Genomic DNA, 25,156 nt, shown 5'->3' with positions numbered 1-25,156 from the left:
GTATTTATTCTTTTGTATTATTTATAGCTCGGATTTTTACATTTTTGAACGATACTAAATCTCCATGGTCCTGTAGTAGTATTTGACCTTGATCCAATTCACCGAAATTGGGCCACTTGGCATATTTACTTTCAGAAACCAATTTTCTATATGCATCACTTTTTCTTTCATATTCAAGAACTTTGGTCCCGTTTAGCCAATGTTCTACATGGTTGTCTTTAGATATGATATAGGCTGTATTCCATTCACCTATAGGTTTAATGGGTTTGTTTACATCTGCTTGAATTAAATCGTAAAGAGAGCTAACAGTTCTGCTGCCTTCATGGTTTCCTTTTTTTGCATCGGGGTGAAGGTTGTCATCCAATATTTGATATTCCAGCCCAATTGAAGAGCCTTCACCTTTATTGATCTCAGTGTCAACATAGTATTTAATACCACTGTTGGCTCCTGGGGTTAATTTAAAATCAACTTTCAATTCAAAATCTCCATAAAGTTCTTTGGTTACAATATCACCACCTGCGGCAGATTCTTCCCCACCAGAAGAAAGAACGCTTAGAACGCCATCTTCAATTTTCCATCCTTTCTCAGGGAATTCTTCTAACTTGGCACCTCTCCAACCATCAGTAGTTTTTCCGTCCCAGAGAAGTTTCCAGCCGTCTTTCTTTTCATCTATGGTCAGTTGATTTTTGGTAATAATTGGTGTTAAAGGAGAATTTCTTGAGTATTTAGAAACACTATCGGTTATGATTCTTACATTTTTCCAAATAATATCTGTTCCTGCTTTTTGATCTCTATGTATGCTATGCACCTGTAGGCATATAAAACCTTTTGCGGTTTTATCATCTATAAGATATGCGGCAGGTACGTCATTTACCCAAGTTTTAATCGTATCACCTATAGCTTCAATTCTATAATGGTTCCAGTCGTTTTGCTTAAAGGCTTTTTGTGCAGCGGGATTATCGGTCATAGGGTTTAGCCAACCACGCCTTGACTCATCATAAATACCGCCGCTCCAGGCTCTTTCAGAAGGGTCTATTTCAACTTGATATCCATGTACCCTTCCATCTCTATATGTTGGTATACTATTACTTCTAATTTGAATTCCCGAATTCATGGTAGAATCTACCTTATAGTCTAATTCTAATATAAAATCGCTATACATTTCATCGGTAGTTAAAAATGTGTTAGGAGTGTTGTGGGTTGTGGTTCCTACTATGGCACCTTCTTTAACGGCATAGGTTGCATCTCCTCCTAATTTATGCCATCCTTTTAAAGTTTCTCCATCAAAAAGATCCACCCACGGGGCATTGTCTTTAGGAGTTTCGCTACAACTAATTAATAATGTAACGGTTGCCACGAGTAATAATTTACTGTTGATCAGGTAATTTTTCATTGTTGTCATTTTGGTTTTAAAAAGGCTTTACAAAGTATTGTTTTTTAGTTTTTTTATGATGGACATTTTAATACAAAGCATGGATTTTACCATCTAACGGCAAATTTCGACTTTACTTCAAATAATGAAAATATGAAATTTTACCTCTACAGACTATGTGAATTTCGCAATTATTTAATATGTATTTTATGAAATATACAATACGACAAATATGGACTATTTTATGATTGTCCATATTTTCGATGAATATGTCCATCTGTTAACTTGGTCTTAACAATACATTAGTAGTCAATTAACTTAACAATAACAAAAATGAAAAAACTAAAACTATTAATGGTATTCCTTTTATTGGGTATGTCATCGGTACTATTGGCGCAGAGTAGCGTTACGGGTACGGTGGCAGATACCCAAGGCATGCCAATTCCTGGAGCATCTATCGTAGTAAAAGGAACATCAAATGGAACGGTTACCGATTTTGATGGCAACTTTAGTATAGCGGTAGATGATGGAAATGTTCTAAGTGTATCTTATTTAGGTTATAAACCTGTAGAGGTGACTTATTCCGGTCAATCTAACATTCAAATTACTATGGAAGAAGATACGGCTCAGCTAGATGAGGTAGTAGTAATTGGATATGGTTCTGTGAAAAAGAGTGACTTAACGGGCGCTGTAGCTTCTGTAGACAGTGAAACGCTTACAGAGCAAAGAAAGACGGATGTAGGGCAGGCAATACAAGGGCGTATTGCCGGGGTAGATGTAAGAACCCTTAATTCAAAACCTGGAGCACCTTTATCTATAAAGATTCGTGGTAATACCGTAATTACTGCAAACCAAGGTAATGAGCGTGATGGTGTTAGTGATAACCTAGATGATGATCCTTCTAAACCTCTTTTTGTGGTCGATGGTATATTTTTCGATGATATAAGTGTTTTGAATCCTTCTGATATCGAGCAGATGGATATTTTGAAAGATGCTTCCGCAACAGCAATTTATGGTTCTAGAGGTGCTAACGGTGTGGTTATCATTACAACAAAGAGTGGTATTGAAGGTAAAACCGTTTTTACTTATGATTCTTCTTTTGGATTACGATCGGCAACTAATGTTCCAGAACTTTACTCAGGTCCTGAATATTTAGAGTTTGTGGATGATGTTCTAAGGGCTAGAGCTTGGCAAGGTACAGATAGAACGGTTGCATCTTATAATAGTATAGTAGTAGATCGCTCCACTGAAATTCAATCATCTAACGAAGAAGCATCTAATGTTGCTAATGGTAGGTATACTGATTGGATGGACCTTTTTAGAAAAACAGGTTTACAAACTAGCCATACCGTTGGTATGTCCGGTGGTAGTGATGGTTTGGTCTATAACGGATCAATTGGTTATTTACATGATGAAGGTGTCATGGGTATAGAGGAGTTCGAAAGATATAATCTAAGTGCTTCTTTATCTAAAAAAGTATCTGACAAGGTAACGGTTGGTATTAAATCTTATTTGGCTCTTTCAGAAAGAGAAGAAGGTAGTAGAGAATTGTTTAGAAGTACGCTGCGCCTAGCACCAACGGTTAATCCTTATGACGAGAACGGTGAGCCTATTTTATTTCCAGATGATCAAGATTTGCGATTTGTAAACCCTATTTATGATGCAGAGGGTGCTTGGAGAATTAATACTAAAACCTTAGATGTTATCGCCAATGTATTTTTTAACTATAAGCCAAACGAATGGATCAATTTTAAAACACAATTTTCTCCTAACATTAGTACTCAACGTTTTGGGGAATATAGAGGCTTGTTGACGAAATCATCAAGAAATGACCCATCTAGAATTCAGTCTCATTATCAAACAGACTTTAAGACATCTTATACATGGGATAATATTCTTGATTTTAATTTTGATATAGCCGAAGGTCATAACCTTAAAACTACCTTGATCAATTCATTGTACTATTCTAACCCTGAGGGAAGTAATATACAGGTACGTGATTTTGATACCGATGCATACTTGTTCTTTAATACTGAAGGTGGTGCAGAGATACCTAGAGATTATGGTAGTTTTTATGAAAAAGAGACTTTAGCCTCGTTTGCCGGTCGTTTAAACTATAGTATTAATGATAAATACCTGTTTACTTTTACTGGTAGATATGACGGTTCTTCTAAACTGGCGGTAGGTAATAAATGGGCATTTTTTCCATCCGCAGCTTTTGCATGGAGAGCTAGTGAAGAACCTTTTTTGCAGAATGTTGATTGGTTAAGTAATTTGAAATTACGTTTAAGTTACGGTGAATCCGGTAATGACAAAACGGTAAACCCATATAGTTCATTAGCATTTTTGGCACAGGATAGTTATTTGTTCGGCGATGATTTTAATGTTGGTAAATCTGTTGAGGGGCTGTCAAATGCAGATTTATCTTGGGAGGTTTCTAAGGAGTATAACCTCGGATTGGATCTTTCGGTTCTAAATAGTAGAGTTAATTTCGGTTTTGAATTTTACAACAAAGAAACAGAAGGCAGTATTCTTGCCCGTCAATTGTCTTTTGTAACTGGTTTTGGAGATTCTGGTACCGTAGGTAATTTTGGTTCGGTAAGAAACAGAGGTGTGGAACTTACCTTAAATACCGTAAACGTACGTACAGAAAACTTTACATGGCGTACCAACATCAATTATACGAATAATGATAACGAAATACTTGAGCTTTATGATGGTATAGAACAAATCTTAGTTGGTTCGGACTCTAGACTGAATGGAGTTTTGCAAGTAGGTGCACCAATTGATGCAACATTTGATTATGAGGTAGATGGTATTTGGCAAATAGACGAGGCTGCGGAAGCGGAGTCCTTTGGACTATTACCTGGGCAGTATAAATATGTAGATCAAAATGGTGATGGAGTTATTAACCAAGAAGATAAAAGGGTTATAGGTTCTCAATCTCCAGATTGGATCGCAGGTATGACAAATACCTTTAACTATAAGAATCTTGAATTGAACGTTCAAGTAAATACAAGGCAAGGAGTATTTGGACATTCTGAGTTTCATCAAAACTTTGCTTCATTTAATGGTGATGCAGCAGTATTCAATAGTTTAAAGCAAGATTATTGGACACCTAATAATCCTGATGCTAGATATCCTTCGCCAGAATATGGAGAATCTTCTTACCCTTGGTTCTATGAAGATATGTCTTTTGTAAGAGTTGGTAATATTGGTCTTGCCTATTCATTTTCTAAAGACCTTTTAGACAAGTTGAATATGTCTACGTTACGTCTATCGCTTGATGTTCAAAATCCGTTCACCTTTACCGATTTTGCTGGTCCGGATCCAGAAACAGGTTTACAGAACTCCTATAATATGGGGTATTCTGTCAAAACAGTTTTATTCGGATTAAAATTATCGTACTAATTTTTAAACTATAAAAAGATGAAACTATTAAAATATATAAAGATTATAACTGTCTTCTTTATCATGATTTCGCTGAATTATGCCTGCGATGATTATTTAGAAGAAGAGATATACTCAGATATTACTTCTGAGAATTTTATTACACAAGATAATGCCGATCAATTGGTGGTTGGGGTGTATAGTAGTTTAAGAGATGTTTATAAAGAGTATACTTTTCAATATTTGGGCACCGATGTCTTTACAAGTAAAAGTGAAATATTCTCTTTTAGTCCAACAAACGACTATTTTAATTTAAACTCAGGTGAAGGCCTTGCGGTTTGGTCAAATAATTATAGTGTAGTTGGTAAAGCCAATATTGTAATTAACAGATATGAGAATCAAATAAACTGGAGCGATGCAAATTTAGGGGCAAGAGATTACGGTATAGCCCAGGCTAAGGCACTAAGAGGTTTGGCGTATTTTAATTTGGTACAACAATACGGTGGGGTAGTCATAGAGGTAGATGAGGTGCAGACCATTCGTACAGATTATGTCAGATCTACAGAAGCTGAAACATATGCACAGATTATTTCAGATTTAGAGGAGGCTATTCCTGTATTGTTAGATGACCCTAGTACAGGAAGAATTTCTAAACGCGCAGCACAACACCTTTTAGCTGAGGTTTATTTGACAAGGGCATACACTTCGGCCGGTACTTCGGCAGATTTTGATACAGCTGCGGCATTGGCTGAGCAGGCGATAGGTGATTATGATATTCGTAGCCAGTCTTTTGCAGAGGTTTTTGATTATGGTAATCAAGAAAATGACGAAGTATTATTTGCCATACAATATGGAAATAGTGGATTGGCAGATGATAAAAGTAATAACAAGCATTCGCTTTTTATGAACCAGGTATTCAACTATCCTGGTGTGAATAGAACTACAACACCCTATGGGGTAAGTGGTTTTGGGGCAATGCCTACACCATTCTTCTATTCTTTGTTCGCCGATAACGATACAAGGGAAGATGCTACAATTCACCGTGCGATTATAGCCGACAGTGATGAACCAGATGGTCCAGATAATATTGTTGCAGGTGATACCATAGTTTATTACCCTAAAAATGCACTAGATGCGGATGAATTAGCAGATCGCTTAAATCGTTATTGGGTATACCAACCAGATCAGTATCTATTTGGATTGCCCGATGATATACCAGGAGTTAATTATTTATATTCTTTAAATATTGAAAGAACAAATTTTCCAATATTTAAAAAGTTCGATGATCAAGACTTTAATGAAGATACCGATGGGGCTAGAGATACCTTCGTATTTAGGGTAGCCGGCACACACTTAATTGCAGCAGAAGCTTATTTGGGAGCAGGTAATACAGCATCGGCCCTTAATCATTTAAATATTGTTAGAGAGAGAGCCACTGGTGTTGCAAATGAATACACATCGATAAGCATTGATGATATTTTAAATGAAAGGGCTATAGAACTTGCAGGAGAAGAAAATAGATGGGCAGTACTAAAGCGTACCGGTAAGTTAGAAGAGCGTATTGCGCTATACAATCCACATGTTATGGATCATGGGACTTTCAATGCAGGCATTCACTTGTTAAGACCAATACCTGCCAATGAACTACAATTGTCAGATGGTTCTTTAGAACAAAATCCTGGTTATTAAAAATTATGGAATTTTAAGAGATAATAAGAAGTTAGTTTTCATTCCTTGAGTTGATATGGGCAGGTTTTGTACCTGCCTGTATTATGCTTTAGATGATATGGAAAAGACTATTATGAGGGTGAGATTATCTTAACCATATAGTATACTTGAGTTAATATGATTTCAGCGCTTATTTCTGAGATTAGCTTACTTATCCCATTCAAAATTCCTTTTTCAATTTATAGTTTCAAGATCACTTCATTTGTTCATATTAAAATGTAGTGAATTCAAATATTCAAAACTTCTATAAAATAGAAAGACGTAAACGAATGATTAAAAAAAACAGATTATTAAAGCATTTCTTAATTCTGTCTGCTTGTTTAGCATGTTGTATAGGCTGTAACAGCAACTTTAAAAATCCGTCGGCTGTATATTTAGTTATGGCAGAACATGCTACTACTGCAGCAACTTCGACGATTCGTGATCTAAAAAATGATCTAGAAAAAGTTTTAGAGGAAGATGTATTTATAATCACACCGAATTCTACGGTACCTGAAAATACACTTGTATTTATTTTAGGAACTTCTCAAGATACCTTTATAAATAAGTTTGTTACTAATGGCCAAGTAAAGCTTTCTAAATCAACACCAGGTTCTGGAGGTGGCATTTGGGCTATAAATACTTATCATAAGAATAAAGCTATAATTATTGCAGGTTCAGATGAGCAAGGTTTGCAATATGCGATATATGATTTCTCAAAAGATGTTTTGGGTGTTGATCCCTTAGAGTATTGGACGGGAAAATTACCTCAGAAGAAAAAGATCAATGACCTATTGAACTTTGAACCAAAGACTATAGCCCCACCAAAGGTGCCAATGCTAACTTATTTTGAGAATGACGTAGATGAATTGGCAAACTATAGGGGCGAGTTGTTAAAATACGATTGGGAGAGCTATACTGAAATGATCAACTCTTTGGTACGTCTTCGTTATAATTCTATTCAACTTTTCGACATGTTGGGTAGACCCGAGTTTTTTATTAGACCTGAGTATAAAGCCTTAAAACCAGACTATCAAATAGATATTGACTATGTAGAGAAAATGATAGATTATGCCCACGAGAAAGGAATGAAGATAGCGGTAGATTTTGCTCTTGGGTATCAAATTCATCCAATGGATGCTGAAAAAGCAGATTGTTGGAAAACATATAAAGCAGATTGGTTACAAGCTTGGCGCTATTATTTTGAGCATACACCGTTGGCAAAAACAGACGTTTTTATATTAAGACCACGCCACCAAGTATGGGATTGGAAATATGAAAGTACCTGTGGGGAAAGTAAAATTGAGGTATTTAATGAGGTTTATGCCGCATTTGGTGAACTGGTAGATGAGTATAAGCCAGAGTCTCAAAAGGTACTTGTTTGCTATTCTGATGGTATGGAAATGTGGAACAATGGTTTTAGACCTCCTAAAGATTGGACCGTGCTTTGGTCTGATCATGGATTTGGCGAATTTGAGCACTTACCAAGTACTACCGATGGTTATGATTTTGGAACATATATGCATGCTGGTTATTGGCTAAACCATACGGTACACAATCCATACCCAGAGAAGGTGGAGTCTGTAATGAAAGAAATGTTCCATAAATATGATGCTGATAATTATTGTTTGGTCAATGGGCAAAATTTTAGACCGTTTCTGTTAAATCTGGTTGCTTATAGCCAGGTATGCTATAGCCCAGATGACTTTCATGCGGATACTTTTTATAAAGATTGGACAGAACAATACTTTAGCCCAGAAGCAGCTGAACATGCAGTGAATTCAATGAAATATTTAAGTGAGGCACAAGAGGGCAGAAAGGGGTATGTAGAGCATTTATGGGAAATTAGGGAGGCAGTTTCTTATTTATCCAACGCCCCAATAGAAAGACCGGGTAAATCACCTGTGCCATATGATTATAATCGTGTAATTGGTGATGTAGAAAACGTTGAAAGAATCAATGTAGTTTTAAAGAAAGCAATTACTGAAGCAAAATTAGGATATGAAAAATTGGGTAACAATGATAATTTTTACCATTCCTATGTGCTTCTTCCAGCGCAGTTGTATTCAGATTTAATTGCCTTTGAAGCATCATTACATAAAATGGCTCAACTCAAAAAACAATTTGAGAATACTAAAGATAAACAGTATTTGAAAGAAGCTATTTCTATACTACCAGCAGCAAAGACACAACTAGATACAATTTTAGATCGCAGAAGTACCGGTGATATCGATGATAAATGGAAAAACTGGTATGCTATAGCTAACAGAAGACAAAATAATGGTTTTCCTTCTTATGATATGCTTAATGCTATTGAAACTAATCTTACTAAAATGACTCTTTAAATTGATAAGAATGAGATTTGGCTACAATTTTAAATATAACGTTATTTTACTGAGCATATCAATATTGATGTTAGGTGCATGTAAAGAACGGCCCGTAAAATCTAAAACCGATGGTAAACAGCATATTGATTACACGGCTAAGGTGTATCCTCTTTTAGATACGGAAAATTCTAGATGGTTCTACTTTTCATCTGCAAGCAGGCCTTTTGGTATGGTCAACCTGAGTCCAGATACCCAAATTGGGGGTGCTTGGGGAAGTGGTTATAGATATAAAACAGATACAATAAAGGGATTCAGTCACATACATGCATGGCAAATGTCTGGTATTTCGGTCATGCCCGTAACTACAAATAAGGAAAGCAAAGAGGATATTTATAAAGATTTCTATTCAAAATTCAGTCATGATCAGGAGGTGGTTATGCCTGGTTTTCATAAAGTAAATCTTGATCGTTTTAATATTTCCGCCCAATTGACCAGTACTAAAAGAGTAGGTTTTCATCAATATAGCTATCCTGATAACCAAGAAGATAAAGCTATACTTTTTAACCTTAATACATTGTTAGGTCCTAGTAGTAATACAGATGGTTTTTTAGAGCAGAATTCAGCTAATGAGCTTTCCGGTAAAGTAACGATGGAACCTACGCATAGGAGACCGAAGCCTTTAACCGTTTATTTTAAAGTAAAATTAAACGCTAAAATAGTATCCGTCAATAAAGATGACAAAACAGGTAATTATCTCATTGTTTTGGATAAGGACCAAAATAATGTATTAATGAAAGTGGGTATATCTTATACCTCTGTAGCGAATGCAGCGCTTAATATGTCCAAAGAATTACCGCACTGGCAGTTTGAGAAGGTTAAAGAGGAAGCAAAAGGAGAATGGAACGGTTTACTTGGAAGAATTAATGTTAAAGGCGGTTCTGAACAGGATCAAAGAAGGTTTTATACAGATTTGTGGCATGCATTACAAGGTAGGCGTATTATTAATGATATAAATGGTGCTTACCCTAATAATACAGGAGAAATATTTAAAGTAGGGCAACTGCCTTTAAAAGCTGATGGCTCGCCAAAATTCAATCATTATAATTCAGATTCTTTTTGGGGAGCACAATGGACCTTGAATACTTTGTGGGGCTTGGTGTATCCTGAAATAATGTATGACTTTTCAAATTCCTTAATGCAGTATTATAAAGATGGCGGACTCATACCACGTGGTCCTTCGGGAGGTAATTATACCTACGTGATGACAGGGGCAAGTGCTACACCTTTTATGGTTACTGCAATACAAAAAGGAATTATTGTAGATGAATTGGAAGACGTTTACCAAGCTTTAAAGAAAAATCATTTAGCTGGCGGAATTATGGAGAAAGCCGGCTATGAGCACACTACTAATATTGGTGGTGGCTTAAAATATTATTTAGACAAAGGTTATGTGCCTTACCCTATACCAGAAGGTAAATTTGGTAGCCATCAAGACGGTGCTAGTTTAACCATGGAATATGCGTACCAAGACTGGACGTTGGCACAATTAGCGAAAAAGATGGGTCACAAAGAAGATTATGATTATTTCCTGGCGAGATCTTCTAATTATAAAAATGTATTTGATAAGAAAATTGGATGGATGCGCCCTAAAGGTGTAGAAGGAACATGGAAATCTGAATATGATCCTTACCAAGCTGAACATGGTTTTATTGAATCTAACGGAGCACAATCTACTTGGTTTGTGCCACATGATTTGGTTGGACTGTCTAATTTAATGGGAGGGAAAGATGCTGCAATTGATAAACTGAATGAACAGTTTAAAACTGCAGAAACTCTTGGTTTTACAGCTGGCACTTCACATGCTGTGGAACTACACCCAGAGTACAGTAGAATTCCAATCAATTTTGGTAATCAGCCCTCAATACAAACAGCTTTTATTTTTAGTCAATTAAATAGACCAGATTTAACACAATTTTGGTCGAGAAAAGTGACGAAAACTGTTTTTGGTGGTTTATCGCCTTCAACCGGGTATAACGGTGATGAGGACCAAGGATTAATGGGCAGTTTGGCGGTACTTATGAAGATCGGTCTCTTTCAAATGAACGGTGGTACAGAAGCTAATCCTGAATACCAAATAGGTAGCCCTATTTTCGATGAGGTTACTATTAAATTGAATAATAATTTTTATAGTGGCGACCTATTTGCCATAAAAGCGAACAACAATAGTGATGCTAATTTTTATGTATCAGAGGCCGAGTTTAATGGAACATCAATAAAAGCTAATAGCTTAAGACATGACGATATTGTAAAAGGGGGCGAGCTAATTTTGGAAATGACCAATACAGTAAAATAAAAATATGAGAATCAAGGTATCAGTTCTATTGGCTTTTTTTTGCTCTACAATTTATTCACAAATAAATAATAGGGTAGATTTAGAACAGGATTTTATGGATATGGGATTTGGGATATTTGTGCATTGGAGCGTTGATTCCCAATTAGGTAGTGTAATAAGTCACTCATTGGTAGGGGCTTCAGATGATTATGTTAATCAGTATTTTAATGAACTTCCTAAAACATTTTATCCAGATAAGTTTAATGCAGACGAATGGGCAAGGTTATTTAAAATAACTGGTGCTGAATACGTTGTGTTTACTACCAAACACCATAACGGATTTTGCATGTGGGATACGGAAACCACTGATTTTAACATCATGAATACTCCTTACGGCAAGGACATAACTGGTGAGCTTTTTAATGCATTACGTAAGCAAGGGCTAAAGGTAGGTGTGTATTTTTCTCCTGAGGATTTTAACTTTTTAAACAAGCAAGGAGAACTCATTTCAAGAAATAGTAGAATGAGTCAGATTACAGAAAACGAAGAACTGCTGGAGTACGATAAAAAACAGGTTAAAGAGTTGGTGAGCAATTACGGACCTATTGACGTAATATTTTTCGATGCTTTTAAAACAACACCTATAGTACAGTATGTACATTCTTTAGACCCAAATATTGTAGTTACAAGAGGAGAAATGGAAACTCCAGAACAGAGTATACCCAATACGGCAATGCAAGGACCATGGGAAACCTGTATGACCATGGGAACCCAGTGGCAGTATAAACCTACTAATGAGTCTTATAAAACTGGAACTGAATTAATTGAAAAACTAATAGAAATAAGAGCAAAAGGAGGTAACTTTTTAATGAATGTTGGTCCTAAGCCTAATGGCGAAATTCCATTGGAACAAGAAGAACGGTTAAGAGAAATTGCCCTTTGGATGTATGTAAATAGTGAAGGGATCAAAAATGTAAGGCCCGTGCCAACTATTATTAAAGATGGCGATATGTGGTTTACTAAAGGTAAAGATGAAAATACGGCATATGTTTTTATAACTGGTCAAAAAGATTGGTTTAAAGGTTTTAGAAGAAATTTTCTGCTTAAAAATATGAAGGCAACTAAAAATACGGCTGTTTCTGTTTTAGGGCAGAATGATTTAGTGGTTGAATATTGGCCGGAAAACACACCAACATCTCATTTTGTTCAACATAAAGATTTACTGGAAATCTCAATAAGTAGAGCACAACGGCTTTACAATGATAAGGTTTGGCCTAACCCTATTGTGGTTAAGGTGACAAATGTGGAATTTATTAAATAGCAAAACTGTCTGAGAAGGATGATCAAAATACGATTTATGTCGATTAAGAAAATTGTACCATTATTCGCAATATTTATATTGATTCCCTTAGCTGGTTTTTCACAAAACCAATGGGAATTTCAAAATCAAGACTTATCATTAGAAACAAGAGTAGCTGATTTAATGAGTAGGCTTACAATCCAAGAAAAGATTTCTATGTTGATTTCTACTGCTGAGGCTATTCCAAGATTGGAAATAGAAAATTATTATCATGGTAATGAAGCTTTACATGGTGTAGTAAAAGGTGGTCGATTTACTGTTTTTCCGCAAGCGGTGGCATTGGCATCAACATGGAATCCAAATTTAATTCATCAAGTTTCAACCGCTATTTCAGATGAGGCTAGGGGTAAATGGAATTTCTACAATCAAGGTAAAGAGCAAAAGGATGTGTATAGTGATCTATTGACATTCTGGTCTCCTACCATTAATATGGCTAGAGATCCACGCTGGGGTAGAACTCCAGAAACCTATGGAGAAGATCCATATTTAACTAGTAGAATAGGGGTGTCTTTTGTAAAAGGTTTGCAAGGCGATGATGATAAATATCTAAAGGTAGTTTCTACACCGAAGCATTTTGTAGCCAATAACCAAGAGGAAAACAGGTTTGCTTACAACGCCAATATTTCAGAAAAATCTTTACGTGAATATTATTTCCCTGCTTATAAAGTGGCTGTGCAAGAAGGAAATGCCCAAGCTATAATGAGTTCGTACAATGCTTTAAATGGGGTGCCTAGTACAGCAAATAATTGGCTATTAAACACTGTTTTAAGAGATGAATGGGGTTTTAAGGGTTACGTAGTTAGTGATTGTGGTGCGCCCACCTATATTCAAAAATCACACAAATATGTAACCACTAAAGAGGAGGCGGCAAAGGTAGCTTTAGAAGGTGGACTTGATTTGGAATGTGGAGATGTTATTTATGCTGAACACTTGTTAAAGGCATATGAAAATGGGCTAGTGTCCCAGGTAAATATAGATAAGGCGGTAAAAAGGGTTTTAATCGCTCGTTTTAATTTAGGAATATTTGATAAGGTTGACGACAACCCATATACCAAAATTTCTCCAAATGTAATTGGATCTACAAGACACCAAGAACTGGCATTGGAAACATCAAGACAATCTATGGTTTTGTTGAAGAATCAAAATGATATTTTGCCTTTAAATGTAAATGATATTAAAAAAATTGCGGTTGTTGGTTTTAACGCAAATCAGGTTGTTTTTGGTGACTATAGTGGTCTTCCCGTAATTAAACCCATATCACCTTTAGAAGGTATTAGAAATAAAGTTGGTGATAACGCAGAGGTCACTTATGTGAAATGGAAAACGGCGGCTAGAAACTTAAATTTAATTGAAGCTGAAAATTTGGTGAATGACCAAACAGGTGAATCTGGTTTGTACGGAGAATATTATGATGACAAATTTTTAGAGGGTACGCCACAAACGCGCGTTGATAAAGTGGTGAATTTTGATCCAGTAAATAATCCACCAGATCCGTTTACCAACTTTCGTCATAAATCTATGCGTTGGTCTGGTTACATAACCCCAAATTTTTCAGGAGTTTATAAGATTGGGGTGAATTCTGATGATGGGGTTCGTATGTGGTTGAATGGTGAATTGGTAGTGGATGAATGGCACAACCGTGGTATGACCACAGACCAGGTAGAATTAGATATGGAGGCGGGTGAAAAATACGCTATCAAATTAGAGTATTTTGATAATGGAGGCGATGCTATTTGTCAATTGCTTTGGGAAGTACCAGCAACTACAGACGATTTATATACGGAGGACAAGCAGGTTGCCAAAGAGAGCGATTATGTGATAGCTGTAATGGGTATTAATAAATCTATTGAAAAGGAAGGTCGCGATAGAACTTCGTTAGCGTTGCCAGAAGATCAAGTCAATTATTTAAAAGAGATATATGCCGAGAACAAAAATCTAATTGTTGTTTTGGTTGCTGGTAGCTCTTTGGCTATTAATTGGATGGATGATAATGTACCAGCAATTGTGGATGCATGGTATCCGGGTGAAGCCGGCGGTACTGCCATTGCAGATGTATTGTTTGGAGATTACAATCCTGCAGGTAGATTGCCATTTACTTTCTATAAATCGGTTTCAGATTTGCCTGATATGGATGATTACGAGGTGTCTAATGGTAGAACATATATGTATTTTAAGGGAGACGTACTGTATCCTTTCGGTTATGGATTAAGTTATACCCAATTTAAATATGATTCTTTAAAAGTAAAGTCTGAATCTGATGCTGTTTTAATATCTGCAACAATTAAAAATACTGGGACTTCTAGTGGCGATGAGGTAGCTCAGTTGTATTATACAGTTAATAATTCAGCTGTAAAAAGACCTATTAAAAAATTGATAGGGTTCGAAAGAACCAGCTTAAATGTTGGAGAATCAAAAACTATTGAATTTAAAGTGACTAAAAATGACCTGCAGTATTGGGATGAAAACGCTAAACAATGGTCGTTCGAAAAAGGTGAGTATCAATTTATGATAGGCGCATCTTCTAAAGATATACGACTTCAAAAAACAAAAGAGATTAACTAATGAAACACTTTATTTCTTCACTGGTTTTATTAATGATTTTCGCATTTGTAAGCTGTAAAAGTAGCAATGTATCTCTTAACGATATTCAAGTAATTGGTAGTCATAATTCATATAAAATTGCGATTGAAAAACCATTGTACGATTACTTGCATACGGTGGAACCAAAGAAAATGGAAAGTTTGCAATACACCCATATTTCTTTAGAGGAACAATTGAGCTTAGGTTTGCGAAATTTAGAGTTAGATGTTTTTTATGATCCAGATGGAGGTCATTTTTCTAACCCTAAAGGATTAGAAGTAGTAGAATCACTTGGTCAAGAACCTTTAGCTTTTGATGTAGAAGAAAAGCTAAAACAGCCTGGACTTAAAATGTTTCATATTCAAGATATCGACTTTAGAAGTCATTATTTGTTGTTTTCTGATGGATTAAAAGCCTTGAAAAAATGGTCGGATAACAACCCAAATCATACTCCTTTAATCATTCTTATCAATACCAAAGATCAAAAAATACCACAAACCAGAGAACCTTTGGCATTTGATATAAGTGCATTGAATGCGCTAGATGATGAAATAAAGAGTGTGCTACCTGCAAGTCAATTAATAACTCCAGATGCTGTTAGGGGTGATTTTGAATCTCTGGAAAAAGCTGTTTTATCAAAAGGTTGGCCTAGCATAAAAAGTTTACAGGGAAAAATCTTATTTGTATTGGATGAAAAAGAAGAGCGTATTCAGAATTATTTACAAGGTCATGAATCGCTAAGGGGTAGGGTCCTTTTTGTGAATAGCAAAGAAGGTAATCCTGAAGCTGGTTTTAGAATAGTCAATAATCCGATTAAAGAGTTGGCTTATATAAAAGAACTGGTTTCTAAAGGGTATATGGTTCGTACTAGGGCAGATGCCGGTACCAATGAAGCGAGAACGAATAGCTATGAAAAATTTGAGAAGGCAAAGGAATCTGGAGCGCAAGTAATCTCTACTGATTATTATAAGCCTTCCACATTATTTGATTCTGATTATAAAGTGATTTTTGAAGATGGAACGTATGAGAAAATTAAGAAAAAGTAACTTAATTAAAAAGATAGTTGTAATGCTCATTTGCTTTCAAGTGGTGGTATTAGCGGCACAAGAGCAAGCTACTTCTGATTTTACACTTGTAGGGGTCAATGCGATTACCTCTATTTTAATAGATAAGAAAGATGCAAAGGTTGTAACTATAGCATCAAATATATTTGCAACTGACGTTTATAATATCACAGGAAAAATGCCTGTTGTCTCCACTAAAGATAGTAGGTCTGAAACTACAATAATTACTGGTACAATAGGTAAGAATAAATGGATTGATAGCATGATCGCTGCGGGTAATATTGATGTTTCTGAAATTGAAAATCAATGGGAACGATATAGTATTCAAATAGTTGAAAACCCAACATCCACCATTAAGAAAGCTTTAGTTGTTGTAGGTAGTGATAGAAGGGGAACAGCCTATGGTATTTTAGAACTCTCTAGAAAAATAGGTGTTTCTCCATGGGAATGGTGGGCAGATGTTACTCCGACTAAAAAAGAGTCACTTTCTCTTACTATAGAAAAAGAAGTTTCAAAATCTCCTTCCGTAAAGTATAGAGGAGTCTTTTTAAACGATGAAGATTGGGGATTACAACGTTGGGCAGCTTTAAATTATGAGCCAGAAACTGGTGATATAGGTCCAAAAACTTATGCCAAGGTATTTGAATTGTTATTACGATTAAGGGCAAATACTATTTGGCCTGCCATGCATTCTAGTACTAAACCTTTTTATTCGTATCCAGAGAATAAGCTTGTAGCAGATGATTATGCCATTGTTATTGGTACATCGCATGCGGAACCCATGCTTAGCAATATAAATACTGAATGGAAACATGACGAAATGGGGGAGTATAGATATGATACCAATTCAGAAACCATAAAAAGTTTATTCACCAAAAGAGTAAAAGAAACATCCAAATTAGAAGGTATTTATACTACAGGTATGCGTGGTGAGCATGATTCGCCCATGATCGTTGGTGAGGATGATACTGATGCGCAGGTTAACTTATTGGAACGTGTAATTACCGACCAACGAGCCATTTTAGCTAAGGAGACAAAGAAAGACCCGTCAAGTATTCCACAAGCTTTTGTGCCCTATAAAGAGGTGTTGAACTATTATCAAAGCGGACTTGAATTACCTGAGGATATCACTTTGGTTTGGACAGATGATAACTACGGGTACATACGTCAATTAAGTAATTCGCAGGAGCAAAAAAGAGCTGGTGGTGCTGGGGTTTATTTTCATACCTCATATTGGGGTAGGCCGCATGATTATTTGTGGTTGAATTCTACCAATCCGGTTTTAATGTGGGAAGAAATGTCGAAAGCATTTGAGCTTCAATCTCGTGATATTTGGATTCTAAACTGCGGTGATATAAAACCACATGAATATAACATTGAACTGTTTTTAGATATGGCTTGGAATATGGATGACTTTAAAGAAAGTTCGTCTGTAAAACAGCATACTAAAAATTGGGCTTCGCGTGAATTTGCTGAAGCATCTGCAGCTAAAATAACAGATTTGTTATTTGAAAATAACCGATTGGCATATATAAGAAGACCGGAGTTTATGGCGTGGAGCCAGGTAGAGCCCGTAACTAAAGAAGGCGAGACAGAATTAACACAGTTTCATTATGGTGATGAGGTTTCAGCACGCATAGAAAGCTATCAAGGTTTAATTGATATTACTGAAAGTTTATATACTGAAATACCAGCCTATAGAAAAGATGCTTTTTATCAATTGGTGTATTACCCGGTTATTGGTGCTTCTAAATTAAATCAGAAGTGGTTGTATAGTTTTAAGAACCAATTTACAGCTAAACAAGGTAGGCAAAGTGCGAATACTTTTAGCGTATTATCAAAAGAAGCTTATAATCGAATCATTGAAGAGACCGATTACTACAATACAGTGCTTAAAAATGGTAAATGGAACCATATTATGACAATGGCTCCTCGTTTTCTTCCGGTGTTTGCAAAACCGGCAACCTTTGCCGTTGTTAACAGTGAAAAAACTAGTTTGGGTTTAGCCTTGGAAGGGTATCAGATGGAGGTTAATGATAAGGTAATTAATAGCTATGCAGATGTACTTCCTGTTTTTAATAGCTATACTAAGAGTGCTTATTATATTGATGTTTTTGCAAATGGTAAGGGTACGGTTAATTGGAAAGCAAAACCTAAATCAGATTGGATTCGGTTGTCAGAAAATAAAGGAACCTTGAATTCTGATAATTTGGAAAAACGTATTTGGGTGAGTATAGATTGGAGCAAAGTTCCCCAAGGCGAGAATAAAAAAGAAGCTCCGCTAGGACACGATTTTCAATTGATACCGCCAAGTTTTAAGGTGAATAGTGCTATCGATTTTATAGCGGAGGGGGAAATAACTTCAATTGGTGTATCTGTCTATAATCCTAATTTAGAAGCATTAAATAACTACAAAGGTTTTGTAGAGGATAAGGGCTTCGTTTCTATACATGCCGAAAACTTCACCAGGAAAAAAGAGGGTAAAGAGGCAAATTGGAAGTTATTTGAAGGTATGGGCTATACCAATAAGGTCATAACTGCACTGCCTAGAACTTCAACGCCTTTGGTAGATTTAGAGGAAATAAAAGCGAATAGTCCGGTTTTGGAATATGATTTTTATACATTTAATTTTGGTGAGGTCGACGTGAATATACAAGCGGTACCCACCCATGCCCCATTTGCTGGAATAGGAGTTCGCTGTGCAATTGCTATTGATGATGCTACACCGGTTTTTGTGAATTTTGAAACCAAAGGTAGAAGTGAGGAATGGAAACAGAATGTACTTAGAAACGCATCAATACAAACGGTAAAACAAGTTGTAAATAAGGCAGGAAAACATACATTGAAAATATGGATGGTAGATCCTGGAGTATTAATTGATCAAGTGTTGATAGATTTAGGAGGATGGAAAAAGAGCTATGCCTTTCCGAAAGAAACGGTCAAAAAATAATTCAATCTAGAATTAGCCGGCAATATAGATTTCTGTATGTTGCTTTGCTATTTTTGATGCTTTCTTGTAGTACTGGAAAGGAAGAAGAATTTGAAGAAGTGAAAATTGCATTTATTGCAGATGCACATTTTCAAGATATCTATGCGCAATTTGAAGATGTAGATTACAAAGGAATTAAAAACCCTAAAACCGGTGATTTTGTAAACATTCGTACTATGAATGCACAATTACAATCTACCAGAATATTCAATGAGAATTATTTTGCCTTTATTGAAGCGCTAGATGACATTGTAAAAAGGGGAATTAAATTAGTTGCATTGCCAGGTGATTTTAGTGATGATGGCCAACCTGTACATGTTAAGGGTTTGCGTAGAATTTTACAACGCTATACCGACGAGCATGATATTTTATTTTTTGCTACAACAGGAAATCATGATCCTGTAAAACCCTTTGCGCACGATGCCGATAAGACCGATTTTTTGGGTATTGGGGGTAAAGAACAGATAATTACCAGTTCAATTGAAAATATAAAGGATACTGTAGCTGGGCGGCTTACCCCAATTATTACCTCGGAAATTCAAAAATGGGGATACCAAGATATTTTAAATGAAATGTCTGCTTTTGGTTTTTATCCACAAAAAGATTACGTGTATTGGGAAACTCCATTTTCAGATTACTCTTATCAAGGTTATACGTTTAACAAGGCAGAGCAAGCGTCTTCATTGGAAAATAGAACCTATGCGATCGATGCGTTTAATAAACACCCAGATGCAAGTTATCTAGTAGAACCAACCGAAGGCCTTTGGCTATTGGCATTAGATGCCAATGTTTATGTTCCAAAAAATAAATTATCTGGCGTATCAGAAAATATCAATGATTTTGAAAGTGCAAGTACAGGGTACAATAATGTGCTTTTACAAAAAAGACATTTAATAGATTGGGTGAAAAAAGTATCAGAGAAGGCTAAAAAAATGAACAAGGTTTTAATTGCTTTTAGTCATTATCCCATGGTTGATTTTAATGACAATGCTTCAGATGAAATGAAACATTTTTTTGGTGAATCGAAAATGCAACTACACCGTGTGCCAAAAGAGGAAGTGGCAGAATTATTTGCAGATGCAGGTATTGAAATTCATTTTGGTGGTCATATGCATATTAATGATACTGGTGTAAGAACAAGTACAAAAGGTAATACTTTATACAATATTCAAACTCCGTCATTAGCTGCATACGCACCTGGTTATAAGATATTAACGATACATTCTAAAACCAAGTTTGAAGTGGAGACCGTTGTTATTGAAAAAGCTGAAAAATTCAATAGTCTATTTTCCTTATACGAGGAGGAATATAATTATTTACAAAATTCGCAGACTACTGAAATTTGGAATAAAGACATTTTAACAGCTGAGAATTATAGAGATTTTACACAATGGCATTTAAAGGAATTGGTTAGGCTTCGTTTTTTGCCAAATGATTGGTCTCAAAAATTTGTTGAATCTTTTATGCATAAAACAGGTGAAGAGCTTTTAATGGCTCAAAACGATGATCTTGACAATAGTTTTAATAGCGCCAATTTATCTAGAGGTGATTTTAAGGCCTGGACGGGTTTTGACATGATATATGATTTTTATCGCTTAAGAAGCGCAGATGAATTGGCCTTTGCCGATATTGGAAAAGCTCGTTTAAAACAGTACGAATTTTTATGTAGTCAATTAAAACAATCTGATGACAGCGCTTACAGATTGTGGTCATATATTTTCGAGAAAAGTAGTAACGGAAAACCATCAGATCATTTTATAATAGATGTAAAAGCTGGGACTATTGAAAAGAAACGCCTTAACGGTCTAGAATAAACTGTTATTTGTAGCTTTAGTACATTTATAACTAACCAAACTCAAACATTTATAACAAAACATGCGAAATGTTTTCAGCATATTTATCTTAATCATTTTATTAGCATCAAGCGTAACTGCTCAAGATATAAAATTTGAGCACTATAATGATGACAGTGGGTTATCCCACAATGCTGTTAGGCATATTGTTCAAGATAAGCATGGATTTTTATGGTTGGGTACATTTGCCGGTCTAAATAGATTTGATGGTTATGAGTTTAAATCTTACCTAAGCTCTTCTACCGATGGGTCTAAACTGCACAATGATGATATTACGGCCTTAGCTCTAGATGAGGACTCTAATAATTTGTGGATAGGTACCAGAGATGGACTCTCATTATACAAAACGGATACTCATACGTTTAACACCTATTTACCTGATAGAAACAGTAGTGAAAGTCTTCCGGAAGGAGAAATAAGATCGGTTTATGTTGATAAGTTTAAAAGAATTTGGGTAGGTACAAAAAATAGTGGTCTCTATATCTTAAATGTTGAGGCCAATACTTTTAGAAAGGTTCAAATTGAAAATTTCAACTACATAAAAGCAATTGTTGAAGATAAAAATGGGAATATTTGGATCGGTAGCTACGAATCTGGCGGTGTAGCCAAATTAATGTTAGATTCTAAGGGTGAAATCTCCCAAAAACATATTTATACTCTTACAATTCCAAATTCAACAGAGAAAAATCCATATTTAAATTTTATATATGAAGATGCAAAGTCAGATATCTTCATTGGTACCAGAGAAGGGTTGTATAAGTTGAACAAAGGGTCAAATGAATTTGTAAATCTGGAAATAGAAAATACAGAGATCAGAGATGGGTTGGGTCCATATTTTCTTTCGGTTACACAGGCAGATGATGGCAAATATTGGGTAGGTACATTAGGTGGTTTATTAGTTTGTAATCAATTGGAAGATATTGCCAAAGGTGAATATAAGTGGCATTATTCAGTATTGACAGACGATACTTCCTTGGTAGATAATTTGGTGTCAGCCTTATTTTTTGATTCATCTGGAGTGTTATGGATCGGTACAGAAGATGGTTTAGATAAGTATGATCCGTTTGAAAATCAATTTAATAGCAATAAGGATATTTCACTACATATTGATAATCAAGTTCCAAGAATTAGAGGTTTTAGTAAAACTTATGATGGTAAAGTTGTAGTTGCCACAAGACATAATGGACTTTTTATCTCGAATGAAGATGCCTTTTTACCCTTGTATAACAACCAAAAAGATATAGCAAGCATTTATTCCATAGATGGGGTAACATTTTACTGTGGCCTTTGGAACGGAAAGTTATTGGTGTATGATTATAAAAATAATAGATCCAAAGAATTCAATATCGGCTTTGAGCAATCGCCAATCTTTGCTTTTGAAACATATGCAAAAGATCAGCTGTTAGTAGGGTCTTTTGGAGAAGGGGCTCTGATATTGAATACAACAGAACTTAAAAATGGTATAGACACAGAGATATTTTTAAAGGGATACCAAATAAATGAAATTGTAAAACAGAATGATTCCAGTATTTGGTTTGCTACAGAGACAGGTGTAGTTAATTATTTAAAAGGTAAAAATAGTTTTGAATATTATACATCATCGTCAACCTCAGATGCTGGTTTACTTCATGATAATGTAAGTGATATTATGTTAGATCATGAAGGTCGCTTATGGGCGGCAACAAGAAAAGGACTTAATTTATTTGATTTCAATACCAAAAAGTTTGTGCCGTTAGATGAACCTTCTGAGCTTGCCGACAAGTGGATAACAGATATGCTCACTTATACAAACGGTGATATTTGGTTCAACATGAATAGTAATAGTGTTGCCAGGTTGAAATCTAATTTAAAGAGTCATAATATTTATGATGTAAAAAGTGGTAATAGATTAGATGTTTTTAGTTCTAGTGGTTTTTACAATTTTGATGATTCAAACATATTTTTAGGCGGTAAAAACGGAATAATATATTTTTCGCCACATGCTATAAGTGAAAATAAAATAGCTAAAACCCCTATAATTACTGAGTTTAAAATACAAAATGAAGTAATAGAACCAGGTGGGGAAATCAATGGTCAAATTCCATTGCTTAAGGATGTAAACGATATTAAGAATGTAACCTTAGAGTATAAAAACAGAAATTTTTCACTTCAATTCTCTACACCTTCATACGTTAAAGAAAAACTGAACAGCTTTGAATATATGTTAGAAGGCTTTGATGAAGACTGGATATCAACTTCTAGCAATTCACGAACAGTACAATACACCAATCTGTTTCCAGGTGAATATACTTTCAAGGTAAAATCAAGCAACAGTGATGGTTATTGGAGCAATGTAAATTCGTATAACATTATCATAAAGCCTCCTTTTTGGTTAACCTATCAAGCTTTGATCCTATTTATTGCATTTTTGGTCTTGGTAATTTATTTGATAAGAAAAGAAATGAAAAATAGGCTACGCTTAAAGCAAGAATTGGTTACCGAAAAGGTAAATAGAGAGCGTGATATTAAACTGAACAATGAAAAACTTAGATTCTTCACCAATATATCTCATGAGTTAAGAACACCGTTGACATTAATCTTAGGGCCAGCAAAACAATTGTTGGAGGAAAGTAATGAGAACAGTAGTGACTATCAAAAAAGTAGATTTAATTTAATTCATCAAAATGCCAGTAGACTTTTAAATTTAGTCAATCAGGTATTAGATTTTAGAAAAGCGCAAACAGGTGAACTAAAGCTTAAAGTTTCTAAAACGGACATATTATTGTTCACCACAAATACATTCGATTCTTTTAAAGAGTTCGCTTTTAATAAGCAAATAGATTTTAATATAATTAGCGAAGTAGAACATCTTTTTGGTTGGATAGACCGAGATAAATTTGATAAGATTTTATATAACTTATTGTCCAATGCCATCAAATTCACCAACAAATATGGTCATGTGGATTTGTTTGTTAAGCTTAAAGAGAACGATAAAAATATATTGGTAATTGAAGTAAGTGATGATGGTATAGGTATTCCACTAAAAAGTCAAGAAAAAATATTTACAAGATTTTATCAAGCCACAAATAGTAAAGAAAATAATACGGGTTCCGGTATTGGTCTTTCTCTTGTAAAATCTTTGGTTGAATTACATAAGGGTACCATAGTCGTTGAGAGTAAACCCAATGAGGGTAGTACATTTACAGTTGAAATTCCTATACATAGAGAGAGTTATTCTAAAAAAGAAGTGTTCGAGTTTATTTCTAACAAAGAAATTAGTGAACCAGAAACGTTTGTTCCTATTAAAAGAAAGACGACCAATACTGATATTAAAGATAAAATTTTGGTCATTGAAGATAATACCGAGCTAAGAAAATATCTTATTGATTACTTGTCTGCCTATTATAAGGTGTACGAGGCAGAGAATGGTGAAGAAGGCTTGCAGCTTTGTAGAAAAATAAAACCAATGTTATGTGTTGCAGATGTAATGATGCCAGTAATGGACGGACTAGAGTTTTGCAATGAACTAAAGAATGATGAGTTTATTAGTCATATACCTGTAATCTTACTGACGGCATTATCTGAGAATGAAGATAAAGTCAAAGGTTATGATGTGGGTGCAGATTCATACCTGGTTAAGCCGTTTGATCCATCGCTGTTAAAATCTGTCATTGTAAATACGATTAAAACCCGTTTAGAGCTCAAAGCAAAGTTCTCTGATGAAGTTGAAAGTGAGGTAGGTTTACTTACCCATTCTCCAATTGATAGGGAACTAATGGACCAAGTAACCAATATCATTGAAGAACATATTGATGATGTTGACTTAACTACTAATGTTTTATGTCAAGAATTAGGTATGAGCTCTTCAAAACTATACCGAAAAATAAAAGAGCTTACGGATTTGGCACCTAATGAATTTATACGAACCATTAGATTAAAGAAATCTGCTAAGCTGTTAAGATCAAAGAAATACAATGTGTCTGAAGTCACCAATTTAGTAGGGTTCAATGATCCCCTTTATTTTAGTAGGTGTTTTAAGAAGCAATTTGGTTTTCCCCCTAGTAAATTGTTGAAATAGAATCTTTTATAATTTTATTGTTTGGCATGTAATCCATATTTATGATGGTATTATCCATCTAATTATTGTATTAATATGATAAATTGCATGTAGATAGTGGTACTATCATTACAACAAATCAACTT

11 protein-coding genes are annotated in these 25,156 nt (G+C 35.2%); 10 read left to right on the top strand and 1 reads right to left on the bottom strand.

The features are described from left to right. Positions 1-4 precede the first annotated feature (4 nt). Entirely contained in the window at positions 5-1,393 is a 1,389-nt protein-coding gene (locus tag VBZ51_RS01280; RefSeq protein ID WP_416575820.1) for a 3-keto-disaccharide hydrolase, read from the bottom strand. 312 nt (positions 1,394-1,705) lie between these two features. Between VBZ51_RS01280 and VBZ51_RS01275 the strand changes: the two genes are divergently transcribed. The 10 genes from VBZ51_RS01275 to VBZ51_RS01230 all read left to right on the top strand — a co-directional run bounded on the left by VBZ51_RS01275 (position 1,706) and on the right by VBZ51_RS01230 (position 25,031). Then, entirely contained in the window at positions 1,706-4,783 is a 3,078-nt protein-coding gene (locus VBZ51_RS01275; RefSeq protein ID WP_416575819.1) for a SusC/RagA family TonB-linked outer membrane protein, read from the top strand. A gap of 18 nt (positions 4,784-4,801) precedes the next feature. Then, on the top strand, positions 4,802-6,451 hold the full coding sequence (locus VBZ51_RS01270; protein WP_416575818.1) for a RagB/SusD family nutrient uptake outer membrane protein: 1,650 nt from the start codon (positions 4,802-4,804) through the stop codon (positions 6,449-6,451). A 308-nt stretch (positions 6,452-6,759) separates the two neighbouring features. Continuing rightward, a complete protein-coding gene (locus tag VBZ51_RS01265; RefSeq protein WP_416575817.1) occupies positions 6,760-8,814 on the top strand; it encodes a glycosyl hydrolase 115 family protein in 2,055 nt (684 codons plus the stop codon). A 10-nt stretch (positions 8,815-8,824) separates the two neighbouring features. After that, the gene (locus VBZ51_RS01260; RefSeq protein ID WP_416575816.1) at positions 8,825-11,149 is read left to right on the top strand and encodes a GH92 family glycosyl hydrolase; all 2,325 of its coding nucleotides are present in this window, start codon (positions 8,825-8,827) and stop codon (positions 11,147-11,149) included. Between the two features lie 4 nt (positions 11,150-11,153). Next, positions 11,154-12,449 carry an alpha-L-fucosidase gene (locus VBZ51_RS01255; RefSeq protein WP_416575815.1) on the top strand — a complete coding sequence of 432 codons (1,296 nt, stop codon included), beginning with the start codon at positions 11,154-11,156 and terminating at the stop codon, positions 12,447-12,449. A gap of 36 nt (positions 12,450-12,485) precedes the next feature. Further along, positions 12,486-15,050 (top strand): glycoside hydrolase family 3 C-terminal domain-containing protein, encoded by a 2,565-nt coding sequence (locus VBZ51_RS01250; protein WP_416575814.1) that lies wholly within the window; start codon positions 12,486-12,488, stop codon positions 15,048-15,050. After that, positions 15,050-16,114, top strand: a complete 1,065-nt coding sequence (locus VBZ51_RS01245) for a phosphatidylinositol-specific phospholipase C1-like protein (RefSeq protein ID WP_416575813.1) — start codon at positions 15,050-15,052, stop codon at positions 16,112-16,114. Before VBZ51_RS01250 ends, VBZ51_RS01245 begins: the two co-directional genes overlap by 1 nt. After that, a complete protein-coding gene (locus VBZ51_RS01240) occupies positions 16,092-19,082 on the top strand; it encodes a glycosyl hydrolase 115 family protein (protein ID WP_416575812.1) in 2,991 nt (996 codons plus the stop codon). The genes VBZ51_RS01245 and VBZ51_RS01240 overlap by 23 nt, the downstream gene beginning before the upstream one ends. Next, complete coding sequence (locus VBZ51_RS01235; protein WP_416575811.1) at positions 19,037-20,935, top strand: metallophosphoesterase; 1,899 nt, start codon at positions 19,037-19,039, stop codon at positions 20,933-20,935. The genes VBZ51_RS01240 and VBZ51_RS01235 overlap by 46 nt, the downstream gene beginning before the upstream one ends. Positions 20,936-20,996: 61 nt before the next feature. Beyond that, the gene (locus VBZ51_RS01230; protein WP_416575810.1) at positions 20,997-25,031 is read left to right on the top strand and encodes a two-component regulator propeller domain-containing protein; all 4,035 of its coding nucleotides are present in this window, start codon (positions 20,997-20,999) and stop codon (positions 25,029-25,031) included. Positions 25,032-25,156: the final 125 nt, after the last annotated feature.

Origin of the sequence: Maribacter sp. HS (assembly GCF_048059195.1) — a bacterium.
Taxonomy (GTDB): Bacteria; Bacteroidota; Bacteroidia; order Flavobacteriales; family Flavobacteriaceae; genus Maribacter; species Maribacter dokdonensis.
This window is presented reverse-complemented; position numbering and strand designations above follow the sequence as displayed.

Bases quoted from the DNA above. Each gene is read 5' to 3' on its own strand.
- VBZ51_RS01270 (WP_416575818.1), top strand. From the start codon at position 4,802: ATGAAACTATTAAAATATATAAAGATTATAACTGTCTTCTTTATCATG.
- VBZ51_RS01275 (WP_416575819.1), top strand. From the start codon at position 1,706: ATGAAAAAACTAAAACTATTAATGGTATTCCTTTTATTGGGTATGTCA.
- VBZ51_RS01265 (WP_416575817.1), top strand. From the start codon at position 6,760: ATGATTAAAAAAAACAGATTATTAAAGCATTTCTTAATTCTGTCTGCT.
- VBZ51_RS01235 (WP_416575811.1), top strand. From the start codon at position 19,037: ATGGAAAAAGAGCTATGCCTTTCCGAAAGAAACGGTCAAAAAATAATT.
- VBZ51_RS01260 (WP_416575816.1), top strand. From the start codon at position 8,825: ATGAGATTTGGCTACAATTTTAAATATAACGTTATTTTACTGAGCATA.
- VBZ51_RS01280 (WP_416575820.1), bottom strand. From the start codon at position 1,393: ATGAAAAATTACCTGATCAACAGTAAATTATTACTCGTGGCAACCGTT.
- VBZ51_RS01245 (WP_416575813.1), top strand. From the start codon at position 15,050: ATGAAACACTTTATTTCTTCACTGGTTTTATTAATGATTTTCGCATTT.
- VBZ51_RS01255 (WP_416575815.1), top strand. From the start codon at position 11,154: ATGAGAATCAAGGTATCAGTTCTATTGGCTTTTTTTTGCTCTACAATT.
- VBZ51_RS01230 (WP_416575810.1), top strand. From the start codon at position 20,997: ATGCGAAATGTTTTCAGCATATTTATCTTAATCATTTTATTAGCATCA.
- VBZ51_RS01240 (WP_416575812.1), top strand. From the start codon at position 16,092: ATGAGAAAATTAAGAAAAAGTAACTTAATTAAAAAGATAGTTGTAATG.
- VBZ51_RS01250 (WP_416575814.1), top strand. From the start codon at position 12,486: ATGTCGATTAAGAAAATTGTACCATTATTCGCAATATTTATATTGATT.